At 71.2% G+C, this 24,943-nt stretch carries 25 protein-coding genes; 17 read left to right on the top strand and 8 right to left on the bottom strand.

Annotated elements, in window-relative coordinates:
- Positions 1-165: 165 nt before the first annotated feature.
- From HP445_RS12735 to HP445_RS12725, 3 genes are all read right to left on the bottom strand, one after another.
- Positions 166-591 (bottom strand): hypothetical protein, encoded by a 426-nt coding sequence (locus HP445_RS12735; protein ID WP_128780287.1) that lies wholly within the window; start codon positions 589-591, stop codon positions 166-168.
- Positions 588-1,808 (bottom strand): lipopolysaccharide biosynthesis protein, encoded by a 1,221-nt coding sequence (locus HP445_RS12730; protein WP_128780286.1) that lies wholly within the window; start codon positions 1,806-1,808, stop codon positions 588-590. Before HP445_RS12730 ends, HP445_RS12735 begins: the two co-directional genes overlap by 4 nt.
- A 68-nt stretch (positions 1,809-1,876) precedes the next feature.
- A complete protein-coding gene (locus tag HP445_RS12725; RefSeq protein ID WP_372496369.1) occupies positions 1,877-3,211 on the bottom strand; it encodes an MATE family efflux transporter in 1,335 nt (444 codons plus the stop codon).
- A 213-nt stretch (positions 3,212-3,424) separates the two neighbouring features.
- Here HP445_RS12725 and HP445_RS12720 point away from each other — a divergent pair, with 213 nt between their 5' ends.
- Complete coding sequence (locus HP445_RS12720; protein WP_056072533.1) at positions 3,425-4,000, top strand: RNA polymerase sigma factor; 576 nt, start codon at positions 3,425-3,427, stop codon at positions 3,998-4,000.
- Complete coding sequence (locus tag HP445_RS12715; protein ID WP_128780285.1) at positions 4,000-4,764, top strand: hypothetical protein; 765 nt, start codon at positions 4,000-4,002, stop codon at positions 4,762-4,764. Before HP445_RS12720 ends, HP445_RS12715 begins: the two co-directional genes overlap by 1 nt.
- A 165-nt stretch (positions 4,765-4,929) precedes the next feature.
- On the opposite strand, the gene HP445_RS12710 is transcribed toward HP445_RS12715, so the two are convergent.
- Positions 4,930-6,267, bottom strand: a complete 1,338-nt coding sequence (locus HP445_RS12710; protein WP_128780284.1) for a uracil-xanthine permease family protein — start codon at positions 6,265-6,267, stop codon at positions 4,930-4,932.
- Between the two features lie 81 nt (positions 6,268-6,348).
- Here HP445_RS12710 and HP445_RS12705 point away from each other — a divergent pair, with 81 nt between their 5' ends.
- Both HP445_RS12705 and HP445_RS12700 read left to right on the top strand, forming a co-directional pair.
- Positions 6,349-8,313, top strand: a complete 1,965-nt coding sequence (locus HP445_RS12705; RefSeq protein ID WP_128780283.1) for a M13 family metallopeptidase — start codon at positions 6,349-6,351, stop codon at positions 8,311-8,313.
- Entirely contained in the window at positions 8,313-9,251 is a 939-nt protein-coding gene (locus HP445_RS12700) for a serine hydrolase (protein WP_128780282.1), read from the top strand. The genes HP445_RS12705 and HP445_RS12700 overlap by 1 nt, the downstream gene beginning before the upstream one ends.
- 197 nt (positions 9,252-9,448) lie before the next feature.
- Here the strand turns inward: HP445_RS12700 and HP445_RS12695 are convergent, their stop codons facing one another.
- Complete coding sequence (locus HP445_RS12695; RefSeq protein ID WP_111022407.1) at positions 9,449-9,643, bottom strand: hypothetical protein; 195 nt, start codon at positions 9,641-9,643, stop codon at positions 9,449-9,451.
- Between the two features lie 129 nt (positions 9,644-9,772).
- On the opposite strand from HP445_RS12695, the gene HP445_RS12690 reads away from it, so the two are divergent.
- From HP445_RS12690 to HP445_RS12680, 3 genes are all read left to right on the top strand, one after another.
- Positions 9,773-10,939: a sensor histidine kinase gene (locus tag HP445_RS12690; protein ID WP_128780281.1), complete on the top strand. Its 1,167-nt coding sequence runs from the start codon at positions 9,773-9,775 to the stop codon at positions 10,937-10,939.
- Positions 10,936-11,595: a response regulator transcription factor gene (locus HP445_RS12685; protein ID WP_111022404.1), complete on the top strand. Its 660-nt coding sequence runs from the start codon at positions 10,936-10,938 to the stop codon at positions 11,593-11,595. Before HP445_RS12690 ends, HP445_RS12685 begins: the two co-directional genes overlap by 4 nt.
- Positions 11,596-11,730: 135 nt before the next feature.
- The gene (locus HP445_RS12680; RefSeq protein WP_128780280.1) at positions 11,731-13,941 is read left to right on the top strand and encodes an MMPL family transporter; all 2,211 of its coding nucleotides are present in this window, start codon (positions 11,731-11,733) and stop codon (positions 13,939-13,941) included.
- Positions 13,942-14,055: 114 nt separating this feature from the next.
- Here the strand turns inward: HP445_RS12680 and HP445_RS12675 are convergent, their stop codons facing one another.
- Positions 14,056-14,742 (bottom strand): DUF4232 domain-containing protein, encoded by a 687-nt coding sequence (locus HP445_RS12675; RefSeq protein ID WP_128780279.1) that lies wholly within the window; start codon positions 14,740-14,742, stop codon positions 14,056-14,058.
- A 99-nt stretch (positions 14,743-14,841) separates the two neighbouring features.
- Between HP445_RS12675 and HP445_RS12670 the strand changes: the two genes are divergently transcribed.
- Positions 14,842-15,117, top strand: a complete 276-nt coding sequence (locus HP445_RS12670) for a hypothetical protein (protein WP_071404469.1) — start codon at positions 14,842-14,844, stop codon at positions 15,115-15,117.
- Positions 15,118-15,186: 69 nt separating this feature from the next.
- On the top strand, positions 15,187-16,455 hold the full coding sequence (locus tag HP445_RS12665; protein WP_206647597.1) for a Fic family protein: 1,269 nt from the start codon (positions 15,187-15,189) through the stop codon (positions 16,453-16,455).
- 3 nt (positions 16,456-16,458) lie between these two features.
- Here the strand turns inward: HP445_RS12665 and HP445_RS12660 are convergent, their stop codons facing one another.
- Both HP445_RS12660 and HP445_RS12655 read right to left on the bottom strand, forming a co-directional pair.
- Positions 16,459-16,857, bottom strand: coding sequence for an NUDIX hydrolase (locus HP445_RS12660; RefSeq protein WP_128780278.1), 399 nt, complete (start codon positions 16,855-16,857; stop codon positions 16,459-16,461).
- A 35-nt stretch (positions 16,858-16,892) separates the two neighbouring features.
- Positions 16,893-18,215: a glutamyl-tRNA reductase gene (locus tag HP445_RS12655; RefSeq protein ID WP_128780277.1), complete on the bottom strand. Its 1,323-nt coding sequence runs from the start codon at positions 18,213-18,215 to the stop codon at positions 16,893-16,895.
- A gap of 38 nt (positions 18,216-18,253) precedes the next feature.
- Between HP445_RS12655 and hemE the strand changes: the two genes are divergently transcribed.
- From hemE to hemC, 8 genes are all read left to right on the top strand, one after another.
- Positions 18,254-19,390, top strand: coding sequence for a uroporphyrinogen decarboxylase (gene hemE / locus HP445_RS12650; protein ID WP_128780276.1), 1,137 nt, complete (start codon positions 18,254-18,256; stop codon positions 19,388-19,390).
- Positions 19,387-20,703: a protoporphyrinogen/coproporphyrinogen oxidase gene (locus HP445_RS12645; RefSeq protein WP_128780275.1), complete on the top strand. Its 1,317-nt coding sequence runs from the start codon at positions 19,387-19,389 to the stop codon at positions 20,701-20,703. The genes hemE and HP445_RS12645 overlap by 4 nt, the downstream gene beginning before the upstream one ends.
- A gap of 100 nt (positions 20,704-20,803) precedes the next feature.
- Positions 20,804-21,058 (top strand): hypothetical protein, encoded by a 255-nt coding sequence (locus tag HP445_RS12640; RefSeq protein ID WP_017887727.1) that lies wholly within the window; start codon positions 20,804-20,806, stop codon positions 21,056-21,058.
- Positions 21,055-21,513, top strand: coding sequence for a phage holin family protein (locus tag HP445_RS12635; RefSeq protein ID WP_071404474.1), 459 nt, complete (start codon positions 21,055-21,057; stop codon positions 21,511-21,513). Before HP445_RS12640 ends, HP445_RS12635 begins: the two co-directional genes overlap by 4 nt.
- A 41-nt stretch (positions 21,514-21,554) precedes the next feature.
- Positions 21,555-21,785 (top strand): DUF3618 domain-containing protein, encoded by a 231-nt coding sequence (locus HP445_RS12630; RefSeq protein WP_027467026.1) that lies wholly within the window; start codon positions 21,555-21,557, stop codon positions 21,783-21,785.
- A gap of 68 nt (positions 21,786-21,853) precedes the next feature.
- Complete coding sequence (gene hemQ / locus HP445_RS12625) at positions 21,854-22,621, top strand: hydrogen peroxide-dependent heme synthase (protein ID WP_175330816.1); 768 nt, start codon at positions 21,854-21,856, stop codon at positions 22,619-22,621.
- A complete protein-coding gene (locus HP445_RS12620; protein WP_111022397.1) occupies positions 22,618-23,850 on the top strand; it encodes a ferrochelatase in 1,233 nt (410 codons plus the stop codon). The genes hemQ and HP445_RS12620 overlap by 4 nt, the downstream gene beginning before the upstream one ends.
- Positions 23,847-24,899, top strand: coding sequence for a hydroxymethylbilane synthase (gene hemC / locus HP445_RS12615; RefSeq protein ID WP_241660388.1), 1,053 nt, complete (start codon positions 23,847-23,849; stop codon positions 24,897-24,899). Before HP445_RS12620 ends, hemC begins: the two co-directional genes overlap by 4 nt.
- Positions 24,900-24,943: the final 44 nt, after the last annotated feature.

Raw genomic sequence — 24,943 nt, 5'->3', positions numbered from 1 at the left:
GCACTGCGCCTGGCTGCTTGCGCCGCTACGGAGCCACCCCGAGCACGCCGTCACGTTCCCGGATCGAGCCGTGCACGGGGATCCACAGCTGGAGTTCGTCGACGGTGAAGTGCTCGAGCTCGCCGCACCACGGTCACGGGCTCCCGCGAACGAAACGTGTGCGGCCTAGTCGTCGGCGGCGGACAGTTCGGCCGTCATGCTCCACCCTTGACCTTCTGTCCACGACAGCGTGACCCAGCAGTCCTTCGCCCGCTTGTCGGCAGGGTGCACGAAGACGCCGACGATGGTCGTCATCACCGCATCGTTCGAGGTGACCTTCGCACCCGGTGTCAGGAGCGGCTCGCAGACCTTCCACGCCGTGACCGCGCCGGAACGCTGATCCTGTCCCACCGCCGACACGAAGCGGTGTTCGTCGTGCTCCTTGAGACCCTCGACCGCTGCTTGTCTCGCGGCGGTCTCCGAGGCGTCGGAGGGTTCGCCTCCGACATCGGTCGGGACGTTGTGTCCGGAGCAGCCGGCCAACGCGACCGCGGCGACGATCCCGATGCTCGTGAGCAGCGGGGTCCGCGAGTGGTTCCGTGCGAGCTTCATGCGACATTCCCTACGGATCGTCGAGGCACGGCGCTGGTGCGAACCCCGAGCCCCACCACCGCGACCAGGTTCACCGCACTCCCGACCAGGAACCCCGTGGTCCCGCCTGCGACACCTGCGACGGGTCCGAGCACCGCCATGAGCCCAGCCCCGACGACGAACCCGGCGACCGAGGCAAGGGCGACCTGGCGTGAGCGTCCGGCGGCGAGCAGCAACGCGGCGGGCACGAGCCCGACGGTGAACACCCACACCGCGACCATCAGGTACCGCAGGTCTGCGACGGCAGCGGAACCCTCGGCGGGGTAGACGATCGGCAGGAACCACCCGGCGAGCAGTGCGACCAGGCCGAACACGACGGCGGATGCCGCCGCGAACCCGACGACGAGCAGCAGCGCCCCACGAGAGCGCAACGATCCACCATCGGTCCGGTGTGCGAACGCCGGCACGAGCACCTGCCCCAGCGCCTGCCCGAGCATCGACGCCGGCGTCGCCAGGGTGAAGGCGGCGGCGTAGACACCGGCGTCGTGCGCCGACGACGTCACCTGCGCCGAGATCATCGTCAACTGCAGCAACCCGTTCGAGGTCACCACCGCCAGCACGTTCCATGCCGCGAACCCGAGCACGCCCGCAGCGGGTTCGTGCAAAGCCGGCGAGAAGCCGTTGCCCCGCGGCCAGCACGCGATCGCGAACACCGTGTACCCGATGGCCAGGGGCAGCAGCACGAACGGCTCGAGGCGGGCGACGCACGCCACCACGAGCAACCCGAGCGCCAGCACGCTCGTCACGGAGTCCCAGAGCGCGACCCGCGGCGCCCGGTCGTAGCCGAGCTGCGCGCCGCGGGCGTAGCAGTAGAGGCCGTAGCCGACGACGACCGCGGCACCACCGAGCACCATGCCGGGGCCGTTGCCCCAGGCCAGCATGATCGGCACGGTGACCGCCGCGAGCACCACGCTCGACACCAGCATCGACACCCCGAGCAGCCGGTTCACCGCGGCGTCCGACCGTCGACCCCGCAGTGCGATCGCCAGGAACCGCGACGCGGTGTTGCCCGCGGCGTTAGGCCAGAGCAGGGCGACGAACACCGAGAGCGACAGCAGCGCCGTGGTCTGCCCGAGGGTCTCGGTGCCGAACACCCGACCGACGACGACGGTCACGAGCAGCTTCGCGACGCCCTGCACCCCGATGCCGACCGTGGCGAGCACGGCCGACGAAGCCACCGAAGACGACGGGCCCGCAGTCTCAGCAGACGAGGCAGACGAAGCAGGCCCAGCCGGAGAAGACCCGCTCACCGCGCCAACGCCTGTTCCACCCAGCCGCGCCGGTGCGCCCGCACCCCGAGCGTCACCGCCCGGACCCCGATGTACCCGAGGGCGAAGGCCGCCCACAACCCCGCGAGCGTCCCGCCGGCCCACCACAGCAGCGGCAGGTAGACGACGAGGTTCACGCCTCCGGCGATTGCCAGGTACCGCGCGTCCCCGGCGCCGATCAGCACCCCGTCGAGCACGAAGACGTACCCGGCGACGGGCATCCCGACGGCGATGAGCACCAGCACGACGGGCAGGGCGTCCCGCACCGCCCGCGAGTCCGAGAACACCGGCCCGAGGACGCCGCTCACGGCCAGGGTCAGCACCCCGAGCAGCACACCGCCGGCGATCCCGAGCAGCACGAGCCGTCGCGTCACCAGTCGCACCCGCTCCGGGTCACGTCCGCCGAGTCCGTGTCCGACGAGCGCCTGCCCGGCGATCGCCAGGGCGTCGAGCGCGAACGCCAGCGTCGAGAAGACGGTCAGCCCGACCTGCGTCGTCGCCAGCCCGGTGGTCCCCAGCCCGGCGGCGGCACCGACGGTGGCGAGCATCGCGATCCGCAGTGACGCGGTGCGCAGGAACAGCCAAGCCCCCGATCGCAGGGCCCGAGCGACGCCCGAGGCACCGGGTCGCAGCGGCGCCCCCGACGACCGAGCGGCCCGCACCGCGATGCGCACGTAGACGACGGCCATCGCCCACTGCACGATGACGGTGCCGGCGGCGGATCCCTCGACGCCCCAGCCGGCGCCGTATATCAGGACGGCGTTGAGCAGCCCGTTCGCGACGAACCCGATGGTCGCGACGACGAGCGGGGTCTTCGTGTCCTGCAGCCCACGCAGCAGTCCGGTCGAAGCGGTGACGACCAGGATGCCGGGCAGCCCGATCAGGGAGATGGTCAGGTACGCGGTCGCGGCGGCCGACACCTCGGCCGAGGCGCCGAACAGGTCGACGAGCGGTCCGGCGAGCGGCCACCCGACCAGCGCCAGCACCACCCCCAGCACGAGCGCGAGCCACATCCCGTCGATGCCCGCGTGCACGGCTCCGCGACGGTCGCCACCGCCGAGCGCCCGCGCCACGGCCGGGGTCGTCGAGTACGCCAGGAACACCAGCAGCCCGGTCACCGTCGACAGCACCGCACTCGCGAGCCCGACGGCCGCCAGCGGCGTCGCCCCGAGGTGCCCGACCAGCGCGGTGTCGGTCAGCAGGAACAGCGGCTCGACCACGAGCGCTCCGAGCGCCGGCACCGCCAGCCGCACGATGTCGCGGTCGACCGCGCGCCGCTCAGCGGTCACAGCGGGTCGCGTCGGTCGGTGCACCGACCCATTCTGTCGGCGATGCCGACGCGTCGTGGTCGCCGGGCGCGGTGGGCGCGACCCCGTGACGGACTGGAGGCCCGTGGCCGTGTCCGCCACGGGCCTCCAGTCCGGTGGTCCCACGTCCTCGGGCTTGCGCCAGGGACGACCTCGTTGCGCGACGAGCCGATCCGCTGGCGTCTGTAACGCTGGAGCCATGACCGGACACTCCAGAGTGTGAAGGACGAACAGGACGACGGCCCGCTGTGGACGCGAGCGGTCCGTGATGACGGGGCTGCGTTCGCCGCGCTGTTCGACCGGCACCGACCACGCATCTACCGACGGGCGTTGAGCCTGACGGAGAACTCGCACGACGCCGAGGACATCACAGCGGCGGCGTTCTACGAGCTCTGGCGCAAGCGCAAGAGCGTCACCCTCGTGGCCGGTTCCGTCGCTCCGTGGTTGCTGGTCACGACGGTCAACCTGACCCAGAACCACCGACGCGCAGCGGCGCGGTACCGGAAGCTCCTCGACGCACTCCCTCGGGACGATCCCCACGCTCCTGCCACGGACGCCGAAGACCTCGAGGCCCGCGAACGCCTCAGGACGACGATCCGGGGACTCGCGCCGCAGGACGCCGCACTGCTGGTGCTCACCGGGGTCGAGGAGATGCCGGTCTGGCAGGCCGCGCAGGCGGTCGGTCTCAAACCGCCGGCGGCACGCGTGCGGTTGCACCGGATGCGGCAGCGCCTGCAACGCGACCTGCACGACCTTCGTCCCAGTGTCCGCAACGCACCGGAAGGCACCTACTGATGAGCATCGACATGAACCCCGACGCTGCAGCAGCGGTCCGCTCGGAGCTGGCCGCCATCGGGACACGACGGAGCGCCCTGCAGCGCCAGCAACGACGTGCACGCATCGGCGTCTCGATCGTCTCCGTCGCGGCGATCGCGGTGACGACGAGCGCCGCCGCCCTGGTCGTCGCCGGGCTCCCGGGGACCACGACGACGGCAGCAGTCGGGCGCACGACCACTGCGACGCACACCGGCCCCGCACTGATCGACATCGGGCAGGCTCCCGACACCGCGGGTGCCGTGATCGTCGACATCACGTGCCGCAACGACGTCGGCATGGTCCGGGTCCTCACCGTCGGAAGGGGCGCATCCGGCCTGAGTTGTCGGGACGAAGGGACGATGCGCGTCGTCGACGGCCGGCTCCCGGAGCGAGGGACGACGACGTTCAGCATCGAAGCGTCGGCGGGGACGAGGTGGACGGCGACGCTGCAGTACGCCAACGCGGTCACGTCGGATTGGGCGGTCAACGACAAGGGCCAGACCTACGGAGTCCCGAACGCGTCGGGTCACCCGGATCTGGTCCCCGGGAGGGCGGACAACGGCCGCAAGGGCTGGGTTCTGTGGAGTGAGCCGGACGGCGGCGACGTGTACGAGTCCGACGGCACGACCGTGGTCGGGCAGTGGACCCCGGGGGTCGCCGATGAGGTCCCGCTCGATCAGCGGTACATCGACGAGCAGAAGTCGGTGCAGACCGCGACCCCGTCGCCCAGCGCGCCCCGCTGAACCGGGCGAGGAGCGCGTGCGGACCGGAGCGACCGACTGGGGGGCGTTCCGGTCCGCAACGCACCACGTGACGGACTGGAGGCCCGTGGCCGTGTCCGCCACGGGCCTCCAGTCCGGTGGTCCCACGTCGTCAGGCCGGACGCGCGTTCCGGCCGACCACTCGCGTCAGTCGGCGCGCGGTTCCGCGGGGACGGCGCCGGTGGCGGCGTGCGCGGGGTCGGCGGCCTCGGTCGAGGGCTCGTCGGTGCCGCGGGCCCGGCCGATGACGTCCATCAGGTGGTAGACGACGATCGCGGCGATCGTGCCCACGATGATGCCGCCGAAGCTCGCCTGGCCGAACGTGAACGTGAAGTTCGCGATGCCGATGATCAGGGCGATTCCGGCGGTCAGCTGGTTCTTCGGCTTCGAGAAGTCGACGCGGTTCTCGACCCAGATCCGGATGCCGATGATGCCGATCAGGCCGTAGAGCGCGGTGGTGGCGCCGCCGAGCACGCCCGCGGGCACCGACGAGATGACGGCGCCGATCCTCGGCGACAGGCCGAGCAGGACGGCCGCGATCGCGGCGACCCAGTAGGCGGCGGTGGAGAAGACGCGGGTGGCGGCCATGACGCCGATGTTCTCGCCGTAGGTGGTGGTGGCGGAGCCGCCGCCGACGCCGGCCAGGACGGTCGAGATGCCGTCGGCGAAGAGCGCGCGACCGGTGAGCGGCGTGAGGTCACGGCCGGTCAGCTGTCCGACACCCTTGACGTGGCCGACGTTCTCGGCGACCAGCGCCAGGACGACCGGTACGAACGCCAGGTAGATCGGGAGCTGGGACGGGTCGAACGCGGGAGCGGTGAAGTCCGGCAGACCGATCCACGGCTTGTCGCCGACCTTCGAGAAGTCGACCTGACCGCCGATGAGCGCGGCGACGTACCCGACGAGCACGCCGATGACGATCGACAGGCGGCCGATCAGGCCCCTGAACAGGACGGTGACCAGGATGATCGTCGCGAGGGTGATGAGCGCGATGACCGGGGCTTCCGTGAAGTTGTCCCGGGCCGACGGCGCCAGGTTGAAGCCGATCAGGGCGACGATCGCGCCCGAGACCACCGGGGGCATCAGCCGGTCGATCCACCCGGCGCCGGCCAGGTGCACGACGAGCCCGACGATCGCGAGCAGCGCGCCGACGACGATGATGCCGGACAGGGCGAGCGGGATGCCGCCGATCTTGGTGGCCGCGCCGATCGGGGCGATGAACGCGAACGACGAGCCGAGGTAGCTCGGCAGGCGGTTGCCCGTGATGAGCAGGAACAGGATCGTGCCGATGCCGCTGAACAGCAGCGTCGTCGACGGCGGGAACCCGGTGATCAGGGGCACCAGGAACGTGGCGCCGAACATCGCGACGACGTGCTGCACGCCGAGGCCGATCGTCCGGGGCCAGGTGAGCCGTTCGTCGGGTGCCACGATCGTCGTCGCGGAGACGGTCTTGCCGTCGCCGTGCAGCTTCCACGGAAGTCCCATGCGATGACCGTACCGGCAGCCGTGCGCCGGTGACGACCCGGATCGACCTGCCCCATGGGGTCGGTGGCTATCGTGGACCGCATGACCGACGTCGCACGTGCCTCCGGCATCCACACTGACGAACTCGACCCCGCGGTGCGCCCCCAGGACGACCTGTACCGCCACGTGAACGGGACCTGGATCGAGGCGACGCCGATCCCCGACGACAAGGCCCGGTACGGCTCCTTCACGGTGCTGGCCGAGGCCGCCGAGATCGCCGTGCGCGACATCATCGAGCGCTCGCAGCAGGCCGCCCCTGGCACCGAGGAGCGCAAGGTCGGTGACCTCTTCACCTCGTTCACCGACGAAGCCCGGCTCGAGGAGCTCGGCACCGCACCGATCGAGCACCTGCTCGCCGAGATCACCGCCATCGAGTCCGTGCCCGAGGTCATCGCCGCCGTCGGCCGCTTCGAGCGCATCGGCCTGCCGAGCTTCCTGCAGCTCTTCGTCGACAACGACCCGGGTGACCCCGAGTCCTACGTCGTGTTCCTGGAGCAGTCCGGCCTCGGGCTGCCCGACGAGTCGTACTACCGCGAAGAGCGCTTCGCCGACATCCGCGAGAAGTACCGCGAGTTCGTCGCGGCGATGTTCCCGCTCGCCGGGTTCGACGACGGCGGCGCCCGCACCGAGCACGTCATCGCGCTCGAGACGGCGCTCGCCGCCCAGCACTGGGACAACGTCACGACCCGCGACAGCCAGAAGACCTACAACAAGCTGCCCTGGGCCGAGGTCGCCGCGCTCGCGAAGGGCGTCGACCTGCAGACCTGGTGGCAGGCCATCGACGCCCCCGCCGGTGCGTTCGAGACCGTCGTGGTGCGCGAGCCCTCGTTCATCACCGGCCTGGCCGACCTGCTGAACGACCAGCCGCTCGAGGTCTGGAAGGACTGGCTGCGCTGGCAGGTCATCCGTGGCTCCGCCGCGTACCTGACGAGCGCGTTCTCGGCCACGAACTTCTCGTTCTACGGCACCGCACTGACCGGTGCGCCCAAGCAGCGCGAGCGCTGGAAGCGTGGCGTCTCGCTGGTCGAGGGTGCGATGGGTGAAGCCGTCGGCCGCATCTACGTGCAGGAGCACTTCGACGAGACCTCGAAGGCCAAGATGGACGACCTCGTCGCCAACCTGGTCGAGGCGTACCGGCAGAGCATCACGGCGCTCGACTGGATGACCGACGAGACCCGTGCCCGTGCGCTCGACAAGCTCGACAAGTTCACGCCGAAGATCGGCTACCCGGTGAAGTGGCGCGACTACTCGGCGCTGCCCGTCCTGTCCGACGACCTGGTCGCGAACGTCCGCGCGGTCGCCTCGTTCCAGGTCGACCGCGAGCTCGGCAAGATCGGCAAGCCGATCGACCGTGACGAGTGGTTCATGACGCCGCAGACGATCAACGCGTACTACAACCCCGGGTTCAACGAGATCGTGTTCCCGGCCGCGATCCTGCAGTTCCCGTTCTTCGACGCAGACCGCGACGCCGCCGCGAACTACGGCGCGATCGGTGCCGTCATCGGGCACGAGATCGGCCACGGCTTCGACGACCAGGGGTCGCAGTACGACGGCGACGGCAAGCTCGAGAACTGGTGGACCGAGGCCGACCGTGCGGCGTTCGAGGAGCGCACGAAGGCCCTCATCGCCCAGTACGACGCCCTGGTGCCGACCGAGGTGCCCGACAGCCACGTGAACGGTGCCCTGACGATCGGCGAGAACATCGGTGACCTCGGTGGCCTGTCGATCGCGTGGAAGGCCTACCTGCTGTCCCTCGACGGCCAGGAGCCCCCGGTCGTCGACGGCCTCACCGGTGCCGAGCGCTTCTTCCTGAGCTGGGCCCAGGCCTGGCGCATGGCGATCCGCCCGGAAGAGGCGGCTCGTCTGCTGAGCATCGACCCGCACTCGCCCAACGAGTTCCGCTGCAACCAGGTCGTGCGGAACATCGACGTCTGGTACGACACATTCGGCGTGACCGAGCAGGACGCGATGTACCTCGACCCCGCCGAGCGCGTCGCGATCTGGTGATGACGGAGCCGGACGCGGCCCGGTCGTCGCGCCGCCGGCGACCGGACGACCGCCCAGCAGGTGGCGGCCGCGGTCGTGGGCGGCACAGCGGCCGGGCCGACGACCGCTTCACCGCCACCACCGAGGCCCTCGGTGCCCTCGCGCTCGAGGGCGCCGGGGTCAGCGCCTCGGTGATCGACACCTCCAGCGGCAAGGCCCTGCTCGCGATCGACGACACCCTGGTGCAGCCGGTCGCGAGCCTGGGCCGCGTCCTGCTGCTCATCGAGGTCGCCGCCCAGCTCGAGGACGGCCGCCTGCACGGTGACCGACTGCAGCGCATGGCCCGCGACACCGCGACCGGTGCCGGGCTGTGGCAGTTCCTGCAGGAGCCGACCATGCAGGTGCCCGACCTGGCGACCCTGGTCGGGGCCACCGCCGACGCCTGGGCCATGAACGCACTGCTGTCGACCGTGGGCATCGACGCCGTCCGGGAGCGTGCGGAGTCCCTGGGCATCGAGCGCACGGCGTTGATCGACCGCGTGCGGGACCGCCGCGGCCCGGACGACGCCCCCGACGCCTCCGTCGCACCGACCGGGGAGCTGTCGTGGGTGATGCGCGGACTGGCCCTCGGCGAGGTCGTCGACGAGGCGGTGTCGAACCGGGTGCTCGGCTGGTTGTCCCTGGCGAATGACCTGAACCTGGTCGCCGGGTCCTTCGGGCTCGATCCCCTGGCGCACCGGGCGCTCGACCACGGGTTGCAGGTCGTCGCGGTCACCGGGTCGAGCACCGGCGTGCGGGCGGAGGCGGGGATCCTGCGGGGGCCCGGGTCGTCGGTCAGCTACGCCGTGACGGTGACGTTCGACGACGCTTCGTTGCAGCGGCGGTTGGCCGTGTTCGAGGCGCTGCGGACCATGGGGACCGAGGTGCTCGAGGCCGTGCACGCGCCGGCTCGTCGCTGAGGTCGCTCGCACTCGGCGTCCGGCGTGCTCGGGGAGCGTGGACGCCTGGTGCCGTTCGTGCTCAGCGGTCCTGGTCGTGGAGTCTCAGCGATCGGCGGAGTCCGCTTCGCCGGACTCGACCTCGCGCATGGACGCGGTGATGTCGATCGGTCGGGTGTCGGGGAGCGTGATGTCCTCGGGGCGGATGGGACGCATGCTCATGCCTCCTCGTGGTCGATCACGCGTCGGGCACCGGCTTCGACGCCCATCGCGACGAGCAGGGTCATGAACCCGGCGAAGCGGACGACCTCGGAGACACCCATCAGGGCGGCCCACGCGGTGAGCTGCGGTGCGCGGGTGAGCGAGTGCCGTCGGGCCGTCGGAGCGGAACGGGGAGCGGTGATGGTCGTCATGGGGTGCCTTCCGGTGGGATTGGTGCCAATCCTCCGGATCGGGACGCGGTGCCTCGTCGTCGTCGCGGATCGTCGAACCTACTGCGTCCGCAGTACGTGTCGGTGGGGTGGAGGCAGGAGACTCGGGGGATGACGAACGACGGCGATCTCGTGCTGCCACCGAACCCGTGGTGGCTCCGGTCCCCGGCGCTCCTGCCCGAGCTGGCCGCGGGCCTCGCCGTGGCCGGTGCAGCGGTGGAGATCGTCCGAGTCCTCGTCGCGGGTGCCGGGGTCTTCCCGTTGGTCGGTGTGCTGCTCGGCATCGCCGGTGTTGCCGTGGCTCGTCGGTACCCGTGGCCGGGGGTGCTGCTCACCGTGGTCGGCTGTGCGGTGGCAGCGGTGCAGGGGTGGGACCCGATCGTGGGGTGGACGATCGTGGTGTTCGCGCTGTTCTCCGTCACCCTCCGCGGTGCGGCCCCGTTCCGCATGGTCGTCGCGACCGCGCTGCCGCTCTACCTCGTGGTCGCGGTGGAGTCCGGCGCGGGGCTGGTCAGTCCCGACGCCTTGGCGGCGGTCGCGGCGTGTGCGGCCGCCGGCGCCACGGGGGCCGCAGTCTGGGCACAGCTCCGGTACTGGTCGGCCCTGCGGGAGCAAGCCCGCGAGGCGATCGCGTCACGGGACCTCGAAGCCCGCCGACGCGTGGACGCCGAGCGGCTCCGCATCGCCCGCGACCTGCACGACGTCGTCGGTCACCAGATCGCGGTGGCGAGCATGCACCTGGGTGCGGTCGAGGTCACCGTCGACCGCGACCCGGTGACGGCGGCACGCGCAGCAGGTGACGCGCGTGAGGCGTTGCGGATGGTCACCGCCGAGACGCAGCAGATCCTCGAGCTCCTCCGGTCACGGGACGCCGCTCCGGACCAGACGGTCGCCGGGCTCGGCTCGCTGCCCGCGTTGGTGTCGTCGTTCACGTCGATCGGGCTCGACGTCGTGGCCGACGTCGAGCTGCCGGACGAACCGGTCGCCCCCGTGGTCGAGGTCACCGTGTACCGCGTCGTGCAGGAGGCCCTGACCAACGCGCACCGGTACGGGATCGGCACGGTGACGATCACCGTCCGCGCCGAGCAGGGTCGACTCCACGTGGTCTCCGACAACCCACGCGCGCCGCGGACCAAGCAGACGCAGGGTTCGGGGTTCGGGCTCGTGGGCATGCGCGAACGCGTCGGGGCAGCAGGCGGGACACTGGACGTCGACGAGCGACCCGATCGGTTCGTCGTGCACGCCGTGTTGGCGCTGGACGGAAGGAAGCTGTCGTGACGACGATCCTGCTGGTCGACGACCAGGCGATGATCCGCGTCGGGCTCCGCACCATCCTCGAGGCGCACGACGACCTCACCGTCGCCGGTGAGGCCGGCGACGGCTTCGAGGCCCTGCGGTTCCTCGAGACGACGACGGTCGACGTCGTCCTGTTGGACGTGCGGATGCCGGGGATCGACGGCGTCGAGACCACACGCCGCCTCCGTGAGCGGTTCTCCGCCGAGCAGCTCCGCATCGTCATCCTGACGACGTTCGAGCAGGACGAGATCGTGGTCTCGGCGCTCCGGGCCGGTGCGAACGGCTTCCTCGGCAAGACCGTCGGACCCCGCGAGCTCGTGGCGGGCATCAACGAGGTCGTCCTCGGTGGTGGAGCACTCTCCGCGGCTGCGCAGGCCGCGGTCATCGCGCAGGTCAGCTCCCAGTCCGACCGCGTCATCGACACCGATGCGCAGGAACGTCTCCGAGCGCTGACCCCGCGTGAACACGACGTGGTGGTGGCGATCGCCCGCGGAGGCGACAACGACCGGATCGGCCGGGAGATGTTCGTCTCGCCCTACACCGTGAAGACCCACGCCAACCGCGCGATGGCGAAGCTCGGCGTCCGTGATCGTGCGCAGCTGGTGTCCCTCGCCTACCGCGCCGGACTCGTCGACTGACCCGGACCTACTGCGGACGCAGTAGGTCCGTCGCTCCGACGGGACGACGGCCGGACGGAGCGTTGCTCGGAGCATTGAGGAGTACCCGCCGCGACGGTCTCCGCGTGGCTTCCTCTTCTTCTCTCCGGGAGCATCATGCCCAAGGTCCTCGCCGCGATCGGACGCTTCAGCGCCCGGCACCGGCTCATCATCGTCGCCGTCTGGTTGGTGCTCTTCGCGAGCCTCACCGCGGTCACCGCCGCCGGCATGGACACCAGTGCCACCGGCTCGGCCGGCAACACGACCGCCGCCGCGAAGGCACTCACCGTCGTCAACGAGAAGTTCGACCTCGGTTCCTCGTCGTCGGGCGACGCCAAGACGCTGCAGCTCGTCCTCCAGGCGCGAGACGGAGCGAAGGTCACGGACCGGGCCACCGCCGCCGAGGTGCAGGCAGTCCTCGCCGACGCGAAGGGCCTTCCGCACGTGCAGACGGTCTCGAACCCGTTCGCCCAGCGGAACCCGATGGTCTCGAAGGACGGCACCACGGTCATCTCCACGCTGACCTTCTCCGGCGTCACCGAAGCGAACCAGGAGAAGACGTACGACACCGTCCTGGACTTCGCAGCAGACCACCGTGCTGCCTTCCACGCCGAGGTCGACGGGCACCTGTTCGGGGACACCTACGCCACCTTCGGTCCCGGCGAGGTCATCGGGATCCTGGTCGCGTTCCTGGTGCTGTTCCTGACGTTCGGTTCGCTCCTGGCCGCCGGAGCGAACATGCTCGTCGCGATCTCCGGGGTCGCCGTCGGGACGGTCGGTGTCCTCGCGTACTCCGCGATCAACCCGATCCAGGGGACCACCCTGACGCTCGCGACCATGCTCGGCCTCGCGGTCGGGATCGACTACACGCTGTTCATCCTCACCCGGTTCCGCTCGGAGCTCCGCGAGGGACGCAGCGTCGTCGACGCGGTCGCCCGGGCCACCGGCACTGCGGGCACCGCAGTCGTGTTCGCGGGCCTCACGGTCATCATCGCCCTCGTGGGTCTCGTCGTGACCGGCAACGAGGTCATCACCGTGATGGGCTTCGCCGGAGCGTTCAGCGTCCTGATCGCGGTGCTGATGGCCCTCACGCTGCTCCCCGTCATCCTGGGGACCCTCGGGTTGCGCGCCCTGCCCCGGAAGCACCGGGAACTCCTCGCCGCCGGCCAGCCGATCCCGCAGCGTCCCGCGAACCGCAAGAACTTCCTCCGCGGGTGGGCCAGGTTCGTCACCGGACGCCCGTGGCTCGCACTCTTCGGCGCCGTCGTCGTCCTCGGGCTCGTCGCCGCACCGGTCCTCGACATGAAGACGGCCTCCAACATCCCCGGGGGCTCCGACCCGACGTCGTCCGAGCGGAAGGCCTACGACCTGATCGTCGACGAGTTCGGCGGCATCCAGTCCCCGCTGCTCGTGCTCGTGCAGGGTGACGACGTCACCAGCAACCTCGCCGCGGTCGAGGACGAGATCACGGGCCTCGACCACGTCGAAGCCGTCGTTCCCGGCCAGGTCACGAAGACCGACGACGCCGCACTCCTCACCGTCATCCCGACCGGCGGTCCGATCGCCGAGAGCACGAAGCAGCTCGTCACGGACATCCGCGACGAGACCACGGCCATCAGCGGCGTGCGCGTCGAGGTGACCGGCGAGACCGCGATCGGGCTCGACGACACCGCGCAGATGAACCGGGCACTGATCACCTACATCATCGTGATCGTCGCGCTGTCGTTCCTGCTCCTGATCGTGATGTTCCGATCCCTGCTCGTGCCCCTGTTCGCCACCCTCGGGTACCTGTTCTCCGTCGGGGCGGCGTTCGGCGCATCGGTCGCGATCTTCCAGTGGGGCTGGCTCGACCCGCTCATCGCCGCACCCCAGGGCGACCCGATGTTGAGCCTGCTGCCGATCATCCTGGTCGGGGTCCTGTTCGGGCTGGCGATGGACTACCAGGTGTTCCTCGTGTCCCGGATGAAGGAAGAACACTCCCGTGGGCTGAGCCCGAAGAACGCCGTGTTCTCCGGGTTCACCAAGTCCGGCACCGTCCTCGTCGCAGCAGCCACGATCATGGCCGTCGTCTTCGCCGGCTTCGCCACGAGTGAGATGGCCGTCGCTGCCTCGATCGCCGTCGGGCTGCTCGTCGGGGTCCTCGCAGACGCCTTCCTGGTGCGGATGATGATCATGCCGGCGCTCCTCACGCTCTGCGGGGAAGCAGCCTGGTGGATGCCGCGCTGGATGCGGAAGGTCATCCCGAACCTGGACACCGAGGGCCACGGACTCGACCGGGCTCCCGAGCACGACCGGGGGACCGGGGCCGTCCCGGTGCCGGTCAGCTAGTCGGCCAGCACCTCAGGACCGAAGGAGCCGTCCCGCTGCGATCGCAGCGGGACGGCTCCGTCCGTGGCGGCAGCAGCCCGCGCTCGGGACCCGCCGAGATCGCCCGGCTGACCGCTACGAGGTCGCCTGCCCCTCCGGCACGAACGCCTGCACGGACAGCAGTGAGGCATCGGTGGACGCACACGCCTGGTAGTCCGTGTCCTTCACGAACAGGGACTGCTTCGACCCGGGCGGGTACACGCGGAAGCCGTCCGGGGTCTGCGGCGAGCAGTCGCCCGCCGAGTAGTTCTCGGCCCGGACGATCTTGAGCGGCGCGACGGCGGTCTTGCCGGGAGCGAGGGTCACGGTCGGGTGCGGCGCGCTCTTCTCCTGCGTCGCAGCCGCTCCGATCTGCTTGCCGGTGCCACCCCCGACGAACGAGACGCCGGGCCACCCCTGCACCGTGCAGGTCGTCGACCCGGTGTTCTCGAGCACCAGGTGCACGATGACGCTGCCGGCGGCACCACCGCTGCCGGCCTCGATGCGTCCGGCGAGCGATGACACCGCGCACCGGTCGCCGGCAGCCTGGCCGGTGGCACCGGATCCGGCGGACGGCCCAGAACCGGACCCGGAGGACGGTGCCGCCGAGGCGGGCTCCTCGGACGACTGCGGCGTGGACGCCGAAGCGGACGGCGACGGTGGGGGCGCCGTGACGGTCTCGGTGGCGGCGGGCTGCCCGTCCGAGGCGCACCCCGCCAGTGTCCCGACGGCGACGAGCCCGGTCACGACGAGCAGGAACTTCGATCGGCTGCTGCGTTGCATGGTGCACAGGCAACCACCGAACGCCGCATCCGGTTCGGTCGGCGTCCAGGGACCACGGGCACACTCCGAGGCAAGCAACCCGAGCAGCGGAGGTCGGACATGACGGGCAAGCACGAACAGGCACGAGGCGACGAGGGTCGCGCGGACGGGGTCGAACCCCGCGCCGGAGCCTTCACGGACAGCGAGATCCCGGGCGAGGAGCACGTCGAGTCGACGGAGCCCGTCGGCGAGTTCGTCTCGAGCGACATCCCCGGCGAGACGCGACCGACCGGAACCGGACCCGACGGCGAGTACGTCGACTCGGACATCCCCGGCGAGGCCGAGCCGGCCCAGAACGGCGAGGTCGGGGAGTACACCGACACCGACAAGGCCTGACGGACCCGAGTGGAACGCATCCCATGATCAAGGATAGGCAGCCATCCTTGATCATGGGATGATCCATGTATGGCTTCGTACGAGACGATCCGCCGCACGGGCGACCCGGCGGCCGCGACACGCGCCTTTCGGATGCCGATGGTCTTCGACGCCTACGTGCCGGATCCGCTGCAGGGCCGAACGGTCGATCTCGGACCGACCGAACAAGCGGCCGTGCTCGAGGCCACCGCTGCGGTGACGGAAGCCGAGACGAGATCCACGCTGCTCGGCAGCGGAGACGCACTGGGCCGGATGCTCCTCCGAGCCGAAGCGGTCGGGTCGTCGATGATCGAGGGCCTCGAGGTCTCCCCGCGGAAGCTGCTCGAAGAAGAGGCGCGCGGACGGAGCCCGCTCGGGCAGTGGAGCACCGCAACCGAGGTCCTCGGCAACATCGACGCGATGACCTTCCTCACCGAGTCGGTCGGTCCGGGTTCCCCGGTGACCCTCGACCTGCTCCTCGAGGCGCACCGGCGGCTGATGGAGGCCTCGGCGACCCCCGAGGTCGGGGGCACGGTCCGAGCGGTGCAGAACTGGATCGGCGGACCGACGCCTGCCGCAGCGGTGTTCGTCCCTCCCGTGCCGGAGCGGGTGCCAGGACTCCTCGACGACCTGTTGGCGTTCGTGAACTCGAGCACGCTGCCGACGATCGCCATCGCCGCCGTCGCACACGCGCAGTTCGAGACGATCCACCCGTTCGCCGACGGCAACGGTCGCATCGGACGCGCACTGATCCACGCTGTCCTGCGGTCACGGGGTCTGACCGTCGAGTCGTCTCCACCGGTGTCCCTGGTCCTGGCGACCCGTGCTGTCGACTACGAAGCGGGGCTCCAGCGGTTCCGCTCCACCGAGCCGCCGTCATCGGAGCCAGCGCAGCGGGCCGTCGGGCAGTTCGTCCGGCTCTTCGCCGAGGCGATGGCCGAGGTCGTGGACCGGATGGCGCAGTTCGAGCACGAGCTCGTCCGGATCAAGGAGTCCTGGCGATCTGCGCTCGTCGGAGTCCGCTCTGACTCCGCTGCGTGGTCGGCGCTCGAACTCGCGCCCCGCATGCCCGTGCTCACCGCGCAGACGTTCGCCGCCGCGACGGGCCGGAGCGAGCAGGCCGCGAACACGGCCTTGGGGGTCCTCGTCGAGCGTGGCGTCCTGACACAACGATCGGCGGGACGGCGGAACCGTGTCTTCGAGGCAGACGCCGTGATCGGCGCGCTGGCACTGCTGGAACGCCGTCTCGCCTCTCCTGCCGGTGACACCGGCGTCGTGCCGCCGACCAGGCACGTGCCGGCAGCTCCGCCGCGAGCCTGACGGTCAGTCGATGAGCTCCGCCGCCACCAGGCGGCGGAGCGTCTCCACGCCCGCAGGCGGGCAGCGGTCCGCGTCGGCGGAGGTGACCCACTCGACCTCGTCCACCTCGGCGGAGGCGACGGGCGTGGCGGAGTCCAGCGGGCCTCCCGGCCGGACCAGGAACAGCGTCATCGCGACCATCGTCCCCGGAGCCTGCCCGTGGGCGGGCTCGAGCACGACGCCGAACGGGTCGACGTCGTCGGCGGTGAGCCGCAGGTCGGTCTCCTCGTACGCCTCGCGCACGGCGGCCTCGACGTCGGTCTCGTGCGGCTCCGCCTTGCCGCCGGGCAGGTAGAGCACGTCGCGCGCCCGGGCGCGCACCATCAGGACACGTCGGTCACGCACCAGCAGCAGCGCACTCACGCGCAGCGTGGGTGGTTGCGAGCCTGTCTGGAGGCTCAGCTCGCGTCCGCCTGGTCGTCGCGATCCGAGGCGGCCGGGTCCAGTGCCGTGCGGTCGGCCAGGGGGACGACGGGCGACGGCAGCTCCGGCTCGGCCTCCGGCCGGACGCCGTACAGGGAGTCGATCGCCCCGACGAACTCCTCGCCGCGACCGGCGCGACCGAGCTCACGGGCGCGGACCGAGGGACGGTGCAGCAGGACGCCGACCAGGTGCCGGAGCGCCCGCTCGGTGTGCTCGACGGACTCGCCGTCGGCGTCCGCGCGGCGCTTGGCCCGCTCGATCTCGTCGTCGAGGATGTCGAACACGTGCTTGCGGAACGCCACGAGCGCCGGGGTCGTCGACTGCTCCATCGCCTGCGCGCGGAACCGGGACACGGCGTCGTCGACCATCGCGCGGGCCTCGGACTCGGCGTTCAGCTCGGAGATCGGGGCGTGGATGCTGATCGTCTCGAGGTCGAGCAGTTCGACGCCGTCGACACCGGCGGCCGCGGGGTCGACGTTGCGGGGGAGCCCGAGGTCGATGACGATGCGGCGGACCCCGTCGTCGAGGTCGACCGGTGCGACGACCGGGACCTCGCTCGAGGTGCAGGTGATCAGGACGTCGCTCTCGCCGATGGCCTGGCGCAGGTCACGGGCGGCGACGAGGTCGTGCTTGGCGGCGAACCAGGGTGCCCGGCCCGACGGCGAGAACACCTGGATGTTCGTGGCGCCGCGGTCGCGCAGGGCGGCGATGGTGGTGGCCGCGTAGCTGCCGGTGCCGACGAGCAGCACGCGGGTGCGGGCCCAGTCGGTGACCCGCGACGAGGCGAGTTCGAGGCCGAGGCGCACGAGTGACCGGCCGGCGGCGCCGATGCGGGTGCGGGTCTTGACGCCGCGGGACGTGTGCGCGGCCTCTTGGAACAGGCGCTCGAGGTCCGAGGTGGTGGTGCCGTTCGACCGGGCGTCCTCGAGCGAGCGACGGACCTGGCCGGAGATCTCGGTCTCGCCGACGACGACGGACTCGAGTCCGCTCGACACGGCGAACAGGTGCTGCACGACGTCCTTGCCGTCCAGCACGTTGACGGAGTCCAGGACCTCGGTGGCGTCCAGGTCGCTCGCGGCGGCCACGGCCTGCACGGTGGCGGAGACGGCGGAGTCGCTCTCGTCGCCCGCGATGTCGAGGTACGCCTCGAAGCGGTTGCAGGTCGCGAGGACCACTGCACCGTCCAGGACGCCGGCATCCGTGACGAGTCGGCTGGCTGCCGCGGGTGCACCGATGCTCAGTCGCTCCAGGAGATCGAAGCTGGCGTTGCGATGCGACGCCGTGAGACAGATGAGCACGTAGTCAATGGTAACGCGCTCGATGGGAGAATCATCCGGTGACCGAAGCGACGACCACATCCCTCCCCGACTCCCACCCCCTGGCATCAGGGCGGACGAGTGGTTCCCGCCTGGTGCGGGCCCTGCGGGGTGACCGTCCGGAGACGCTCCCGGTGTGGTTCATGCGGCAGGCCGGACGGTCCCTTCCGGAGTACCGGGAGCTTCGGATCGGCACAGCCATGCTCGACGCGTGCCTCGACCCGGAGATGGCGTCGGAGATCACCCTGCAGCCGGTCCGCCGGCACGGGGTCGACGCGGGCATCTTCTTCAGCGACATCGTGGTGCCGATCAAGCTCGCCGGTGTGGACGTCGAGATCGTCCCCGGCCGTGGCCCGGTGCTCTCGTCGCCGATCCGGACCCCCGCCGACGTCGACGCCCTCGAGCAGCTCGACCCCGCGGCCCTCGCCCCGATCGAGCAGGCCGTCCGCCGCACGGTCGAGCAGCTCGGCGACACCCCGCTGATCGGTTTCGCGGGGGCGCCGTTCACCCTCGCCGCCTACCTGGTCGAGGGTGGCCCGTCCAAGGACCACATCCGCGCCCGCACGCTCATGCACGCCGACCCCGAGACCTGGTCGCGCCTGCTCGCGTGGGCCGCCGAGGTGTCCGGGATGTTCCTCCGGGCACAGGTGCTCGCCGGAGCCTCGGCCGCGCAGCTCTTCGACTCGTGGGTCGGGTCGCTCTCCCGCGCCGACTACGTCCGGTCCGTCGCACCGCACTCCGCGCAGGCGATGTCGCACGTCGCCGAGCTCGGGGTGCCGCGCATCCACTTCGGCGTCGGCAGCGGCGAGGTCCTGGCCGACATGACGACCTTCGGCACGGACACCGTCGGCGTCGACGCGGTCGGGGTCGACTGGCGCCTGCCGCTCGACCAGGCGGTCCAGCGCGTCGGCACCGGCGTCAGCGTGCAGGGCAACATCGACCCGGCGATGCTCTCGGCGCCGTGGGATGTCCTCGAAGCGCACGTCCGCGACGTCGTCCGTCGGGGTGGCTCCGCACGGGCCCACGTCGTGAACCTCGGCCACGGGGTCCCGCCCGAGACCGACCCGGACGTCCTGACCCGCGTGGTCGAGCTGGTCCACTCGCTCGGCGACGGCCGCTCGGACGACGGTGCAGCGCAGGACGGAGCCGGCGCGTGACCGACGTCGTCGTGGTCGGCGGCGGGATCGCCGGGCTCGTCACCGCCCGTGACCTCGCCAAGGGCGGCGCCCACGTGGTGCTCGTCGAGTCCTCGGGTGAGCTCGGCGGCATGATCCGTCGGCACACCGTCGGCGGGATCGACCTCGACATGGCGGCGGACTCCTTCGCCACCCGCACGGACGCCGTCGGCCGCCTGGCGATCGAGCTCGGGCTCGGCAACGACGTCGTCGCCCCCGACCCCCGCGGCGCCTGGCTGATGACCCGCGACGGCCGGACCTCCCCGATCCCGGCGACCGGACTCCTCGGCATCCCGAGCACCCCGATGGCCGCCGACGTGCTGGCCGTGGTCGGGCAGAAGGGCGGCCTGCGCGCCCAGATGGACTCGCTGCTGCCGGCACCGGTGGGCGCCAAGGCCTCCTCGCTCGGCGAACTCGTCCGCCGGCGCATGGGGGAGCGGGTGCTCGACGACCTCGTGGTGCCGATCGCCGGTGGCGTGCACTCCACACACCCCGACCAGCTCGACCCCGACCGGGTCGCTCCGGGCCTGCGCGCCGCGCTGCTGCGCGAGGGCTCACTCGCCCGGGCCGTCCTGTCGCTGCGGGCACGCGCGGCCGCCGGCACCCCGGTGCAGGGGATCCGCGGGGGGACGGTGCGCCTGGTGGACGAGCTCGTCGCCGACATGGCGACCTACGGGGTGGACGTCCGGCTGCACACCCGGGCGACCCGCATCGAGGCGCACGCGGTCGAGATCGTCGGCGCCGACGGCACGACCGAACGGCTGCCGGCCCAGCACACCCTGTCCTCCGTCGCCGACCCGGAGCGCGCCGCCGCCCCCGACCGGACGGGCATCCAGCTCGTCACGCTCGTCGTCGACCAGCCGGAGCTCGACGCCGCCCCGCGCGGAACCGGGATGCTCGTGCACCCGGACGCGCAGGCCGTGTCGGCGAAGGCCCTCACGCACGCGACGGTGAAGTGGCCGTGGCTGGCCGACGTGGCGGACGGACGCCACGTCCTGCGGCTCAGCTACGCGACCACCGCGACGGACCCTGCGGGCGTGGCCACGAGCCTCCCGGTCGACCCGACCGACCCCGTCGGCAGCCGTGCGCTGCAGGACGCGTCCACGCTGCTCGGTGTGCCGATCACGGCCGACCGCGTCACCGGTGCCGCACGTGTCGGCTGGTACGGACCGGACCTCACCGCGGCCGGGCTGGCCGAGGGCGTCGTCGGGATCGGCGAGGCCTCGACCGGACGCGGCCTGGCGGGGATCATCGCCGCCGCTCGGAAGGCAGCCGACGAGATCCTCGGTTCCTGAGCGGACCGCGCAGCCCCTGAGGGCTACTGTTGGTGAGACCGCCGGACGTATTCCGTTCGGTGCATGACCACCGCACAACCAATGCACGGAGGAATCGCACATGCGCGGAAAGCTCCTGTTCGTCGCCGGCGCCGCACTCGGGTACGTCCTGGGATCGCGAGCCGGACGGGCGCGGTACGAGCAGATCAAGACCGTCAGCGGCAAGGTCTGGAACAGCAACGGCGTCCAGAAGGGTGTGCACGTCGCCGAGGACTTCATCGCCGACAAGACCCCGGACGTCGCCGAGTTCATCGGTGAGACGACCAAGAAGGCCGTCCGCAAGGTCGGCCAGAAGAAGGACACCACCACCTCATGACCGACACCCGCGATCGCAAGTCGCGTTCGCTGTTCGGCCTGGTCGGCGACGTCCCGAAGCTCGTCAAGGGCCTGGTCAAGGGCGAGATCGACCTGCTCAAGGCCGAGATGCTCGCGAAGGCGAAGATCTTCGGTCTCGCAGCCGGCCTGCTGGTCGGTGCGCTCGTCGTCGTGCTCTATGCGATCGGCGTCCTGCTGACCGCAGCCGTGATGGGTCTCGCGACCGTGATGCCGGCGTGGCTGGCCGCACTGGTGGTGGCCGTGGTGATGCTGATCATCGCCGCGATCCTCGGCCTGATCGGCTGGAAGCGCCTGAAGAAGGGCCTGCCGATCACGCCGAAGCGCACGATCGCCAGCGTCAAGGACGACATCAACGCGGTCAAGGGCCTCGGCAAGAAGCCGACCCCGCCGACGCAGTACGGCAGCCGCAAGCCGGACGTCGACGGCCGCTCCTGAGCGCCGACAGCCCCGACAGCCGCACCACCGACGGAGGAACCGTGACCGACCCGCACGACGATCTCGCTGCTCGCGTCGCCGCGACCCGCGCCCAGCTGTTCGACACCCTCGACGCGATCGAGGACAAGCTCAACGTCCCGAAGCAGATCGGGATCGCGGCGTCGAAGTTCAAGCGCGGCCTCGACGAGAAGCCGGTGCCCTACCTGGCCGGTCTCGCAGCCGGCGTAGCGGTGGTCGGGGGTATCGTCGTGATGGTGCTCCGACGGCGGTAGACCGCCCGAGCGCGGTCCACCGGATGCGGGGCGGCCAACACCCTGGCAACCGATAGGACAATGGATCCATGAGCTCCGACGCGCCCACGAACACCGGGCCCGTGCCCGCGCACGACCACCCCCACACGGAACCCGCCGAGACCGGCCAGCCGGACTCCGGGATCGACCCGAACCTGCTGACGGCCTACGCCCTCTGGGCAGTGTTCCGCCGGCCCCTCGGTCCGGTCCACCGCGTCGGCGACGACGCCGTGGCCGAACTCGACACCGTGATCGCCAGCGCCGCCGAGCGCGGGGTCACGATCCGTGGCTTCTACGACGTCTCGGCCTTCCGCGCCGACGCCGACGTCATGGTCTGGCTGCACGGCGACGACGCACAGGCGATCCAGGCCGTGCTGCGCGAGATCCGTCGCACCGGCCTGTTCCAGGACGCCGAGCCGGTCTGGCACGTCATGGCCATGCACCGCGAGGCCGAGTTCAACAAGCGGCACACCCCCGCGTTCCTGCGCGGCAAGGACCCCGAGGCGTGGATCACGGTGTACCCGTTCGTCCGCTCCTACGAGTGGTACCTGCTGCCGGAAGAGGAGCGCTCGAAGATGCTCCGCGACCACGGCATCGCCGGCGCGAAGTACCGCCGCGTGCTCACGAACACCATCGCGACCTTCGCCCTGAGCGACTACGAGTGGATCCTGCCGCTCGAGAGCCCAGACCTCGTCGACCTCGTCGACCTGATGCGCGATCTCCGCTACACCGAAGCGCGCATGCACGTGCGCGAAGAGGTCCCCTTCTTCACGGGTCGTCGCGTGACGACCGCCGAACTCCCGGAGGTGCTGTCATGACCGACACCAGCATGATCACGAACGGCCAGGTCCTCGCCGCCACCCCCGCGGCGGCGTCCGGTCCCGAGCACGTCGAGACCCCGACCGCGTACGACGCGATCCTGCTCGCCGGCTTCGGTGGCCCCGAGGGCCAGGACGACGTCATCCCCTTCCTGCGCAACGTCACCCGCGGCCGCGGGATCCCGGACGAGCGTCTCGAAGAAGTGGCGCACCACTACCGCCACTTCGGCGGCGTGAGCCCGATCAACGCGCAGAACCGTGCGCTCAAGGCCGCGCTCGAGGCCGAGCTGGCGTCGCGCGGCATCGACATGCCGGTCCTGTGGGGCAACCGCAACTGGGAGCCCTACCTCGAAGAAGCCTTCACCGAGGCGGCGGACAAGGGCTACACGAAGCTCGTCGCCATCGCCACGAGCGCGTACTCGTCGTTCTCGAGCTGCCGGCAGTACCGCGAGGACTACGCCCGCGTGCTCAACGAGACCGGACTGATCGACACCATCCAGATCGACAAGGTCCGCCAGTTCTTCGACCACCCGGGCTTCGTCCGCCCGTTCATCGACGGCGTCCGCGACGGCATGGCCCGCGCGATCGCCGAGAACGAGGGCCTCGACGTCGCGACCGAGCTGCAGGTGCTCTTCTCGACGCACTCCATCCCCTCGACCGACGCCGCCCGCTCGGGCCCCGACTACCGCGGGTTCGACGAGCACGGCGCGTACGAGGCGCAGCACCTGGCCGTCGGCGAGGTCGTCCTCGACCAGGCCTGGGCCGAGCTCCTCGAGCAGCCCGAGCACGCCCACCTGCAGGGCACGTCGAAGCCCGCCTGGAAGCTCGTCTACCAGTCGCGCTCCGGCCCCCCGACGCAGCCGTGGCTCGAGCCCGACATCAACGACTACATGAACGAGGACCTCAAGGGCGGCCCGACGCGTGCCGTGCTGATCGTCCCGCTCGGCTTCGTCAGCGACCACATGGAGGTCATGTGGGACCTCGACGAGGAAGCCACCGAGACCGCCGGTGAGCTCGGCTTCTGGTCGCTCCGCACGCAGACCCCCGGCATCGACCCGGCCTACGTGTCCGGTCTCGTCGACCTGGTGCTCGAGCGGGTCAACGGCACGCCCAAGGCCGAGCGCCCGCACATGACTGACATCGGCCCCTGGTACGATGTGTGCCGTCCGGGCTGCTGCGAGAACGTGCGAGCGGGGTTCAAGCCCGCCGCCGCGGGCGTCGCTCCGTGACCGACACGACCGTGAACGACCCCAGCGCCACAGGGCCCGACGGCCCGACCCCGATCCGGCTCGGCACCCGTGCCAGCCGGCTCGCAGTCGCGCAGTCGCAGGACGTCGCCGACCGCCTGGCGAAGGCGGCCGGTCGCCCGGTCGAGCTCGTCACCGTCACGAGCGAGGGCGACACGAACCGTGCCTCCCTGGCGTCGCTCGGCGGCACCGGTGTCTTCGCCAGCGCCCTGCGTGAAGCGCTCGTCGCGGGCGAGGTCGACGTCCTCGTGCACTCGCTCAAGGACCTGCCGACCGCGCCGTACCCGGGCCTGACGATCGGTGCCGTGCCGAAGCGCGCGGACGCCCGTGACGTCCTCGTCGCCCGGAACGGCGCCACCGTCGACACGCTGCCCGAGGCGGCGAAGGTCGGCACGGGTTCGCCCCGCCGTGCCGCGCAGCTCCGTGCGGCACGACCGGACCTCGACGTCGTCGACATCCGCGGCAACATCGACACCCGCCTCGGCCGGGTGGACGACGACCTCGACGCCGTGGTGCTCGCCGCTGCGGGCCTCGGACGCATCGACCGCCTGTCAGCCGCCACGGAACTGCTCGACCTCGGCTTCTGGCCGAGTGCTCCCGGACAGGGTGCACTCGCGGTGGAGATCCGCTCGGACGAGACCGACCGCGGGCTGCTCGCCGCACTCCGCAAGATCGAGCACGCCCCCACCCGCCTGACGGTGACGGCCGAGCGCGAGGTGCTCGCCAAGCTCGAGGCCGGCTGCTCCGCCCCGATCGGTGCGACGGCCGTCGTGGACGCCGAGCTGCTGCTCGTGTCTGCGACCGTCTACCGCCCCGACGGCACCGAGTACCGCACCGCGTCGCACGCGGCCGTGCTCGACGGGTCGGCGCAGGAGCGTCTCGACGAGGCACTCGCGGTCGGTGGCCGTGTGGCGACCGAGCTGCTCGAGAACGGCGCCGCTGACCTCGCCGACCTGGCGACCACCGTCGCCGAGGACACCACGGACGGGCCGTACACCGCGGGTCCCGGCCTCGCGACACCGGCCGAGTAGGCGGTCACCACGGAACCCCCCACCACCGCGACGGACGAGGCGCG

The organism is Curtobacterium flaccumfaciens, from assembly GCF_013359815.1.
In the GTDB taxonomy this organism is placed as follows: domain Bacteria; phylum Actinomycetota; class Actinomycetes; order Actinomycetales; family Microbacteriaceae; genus Curtobacterium; species Curtobacterium flaccumfaciens.
Note: the sequence above shows the minus strand (reverse complement) of the source record. Positions and strands in the feature narration are given on the sequence as shown.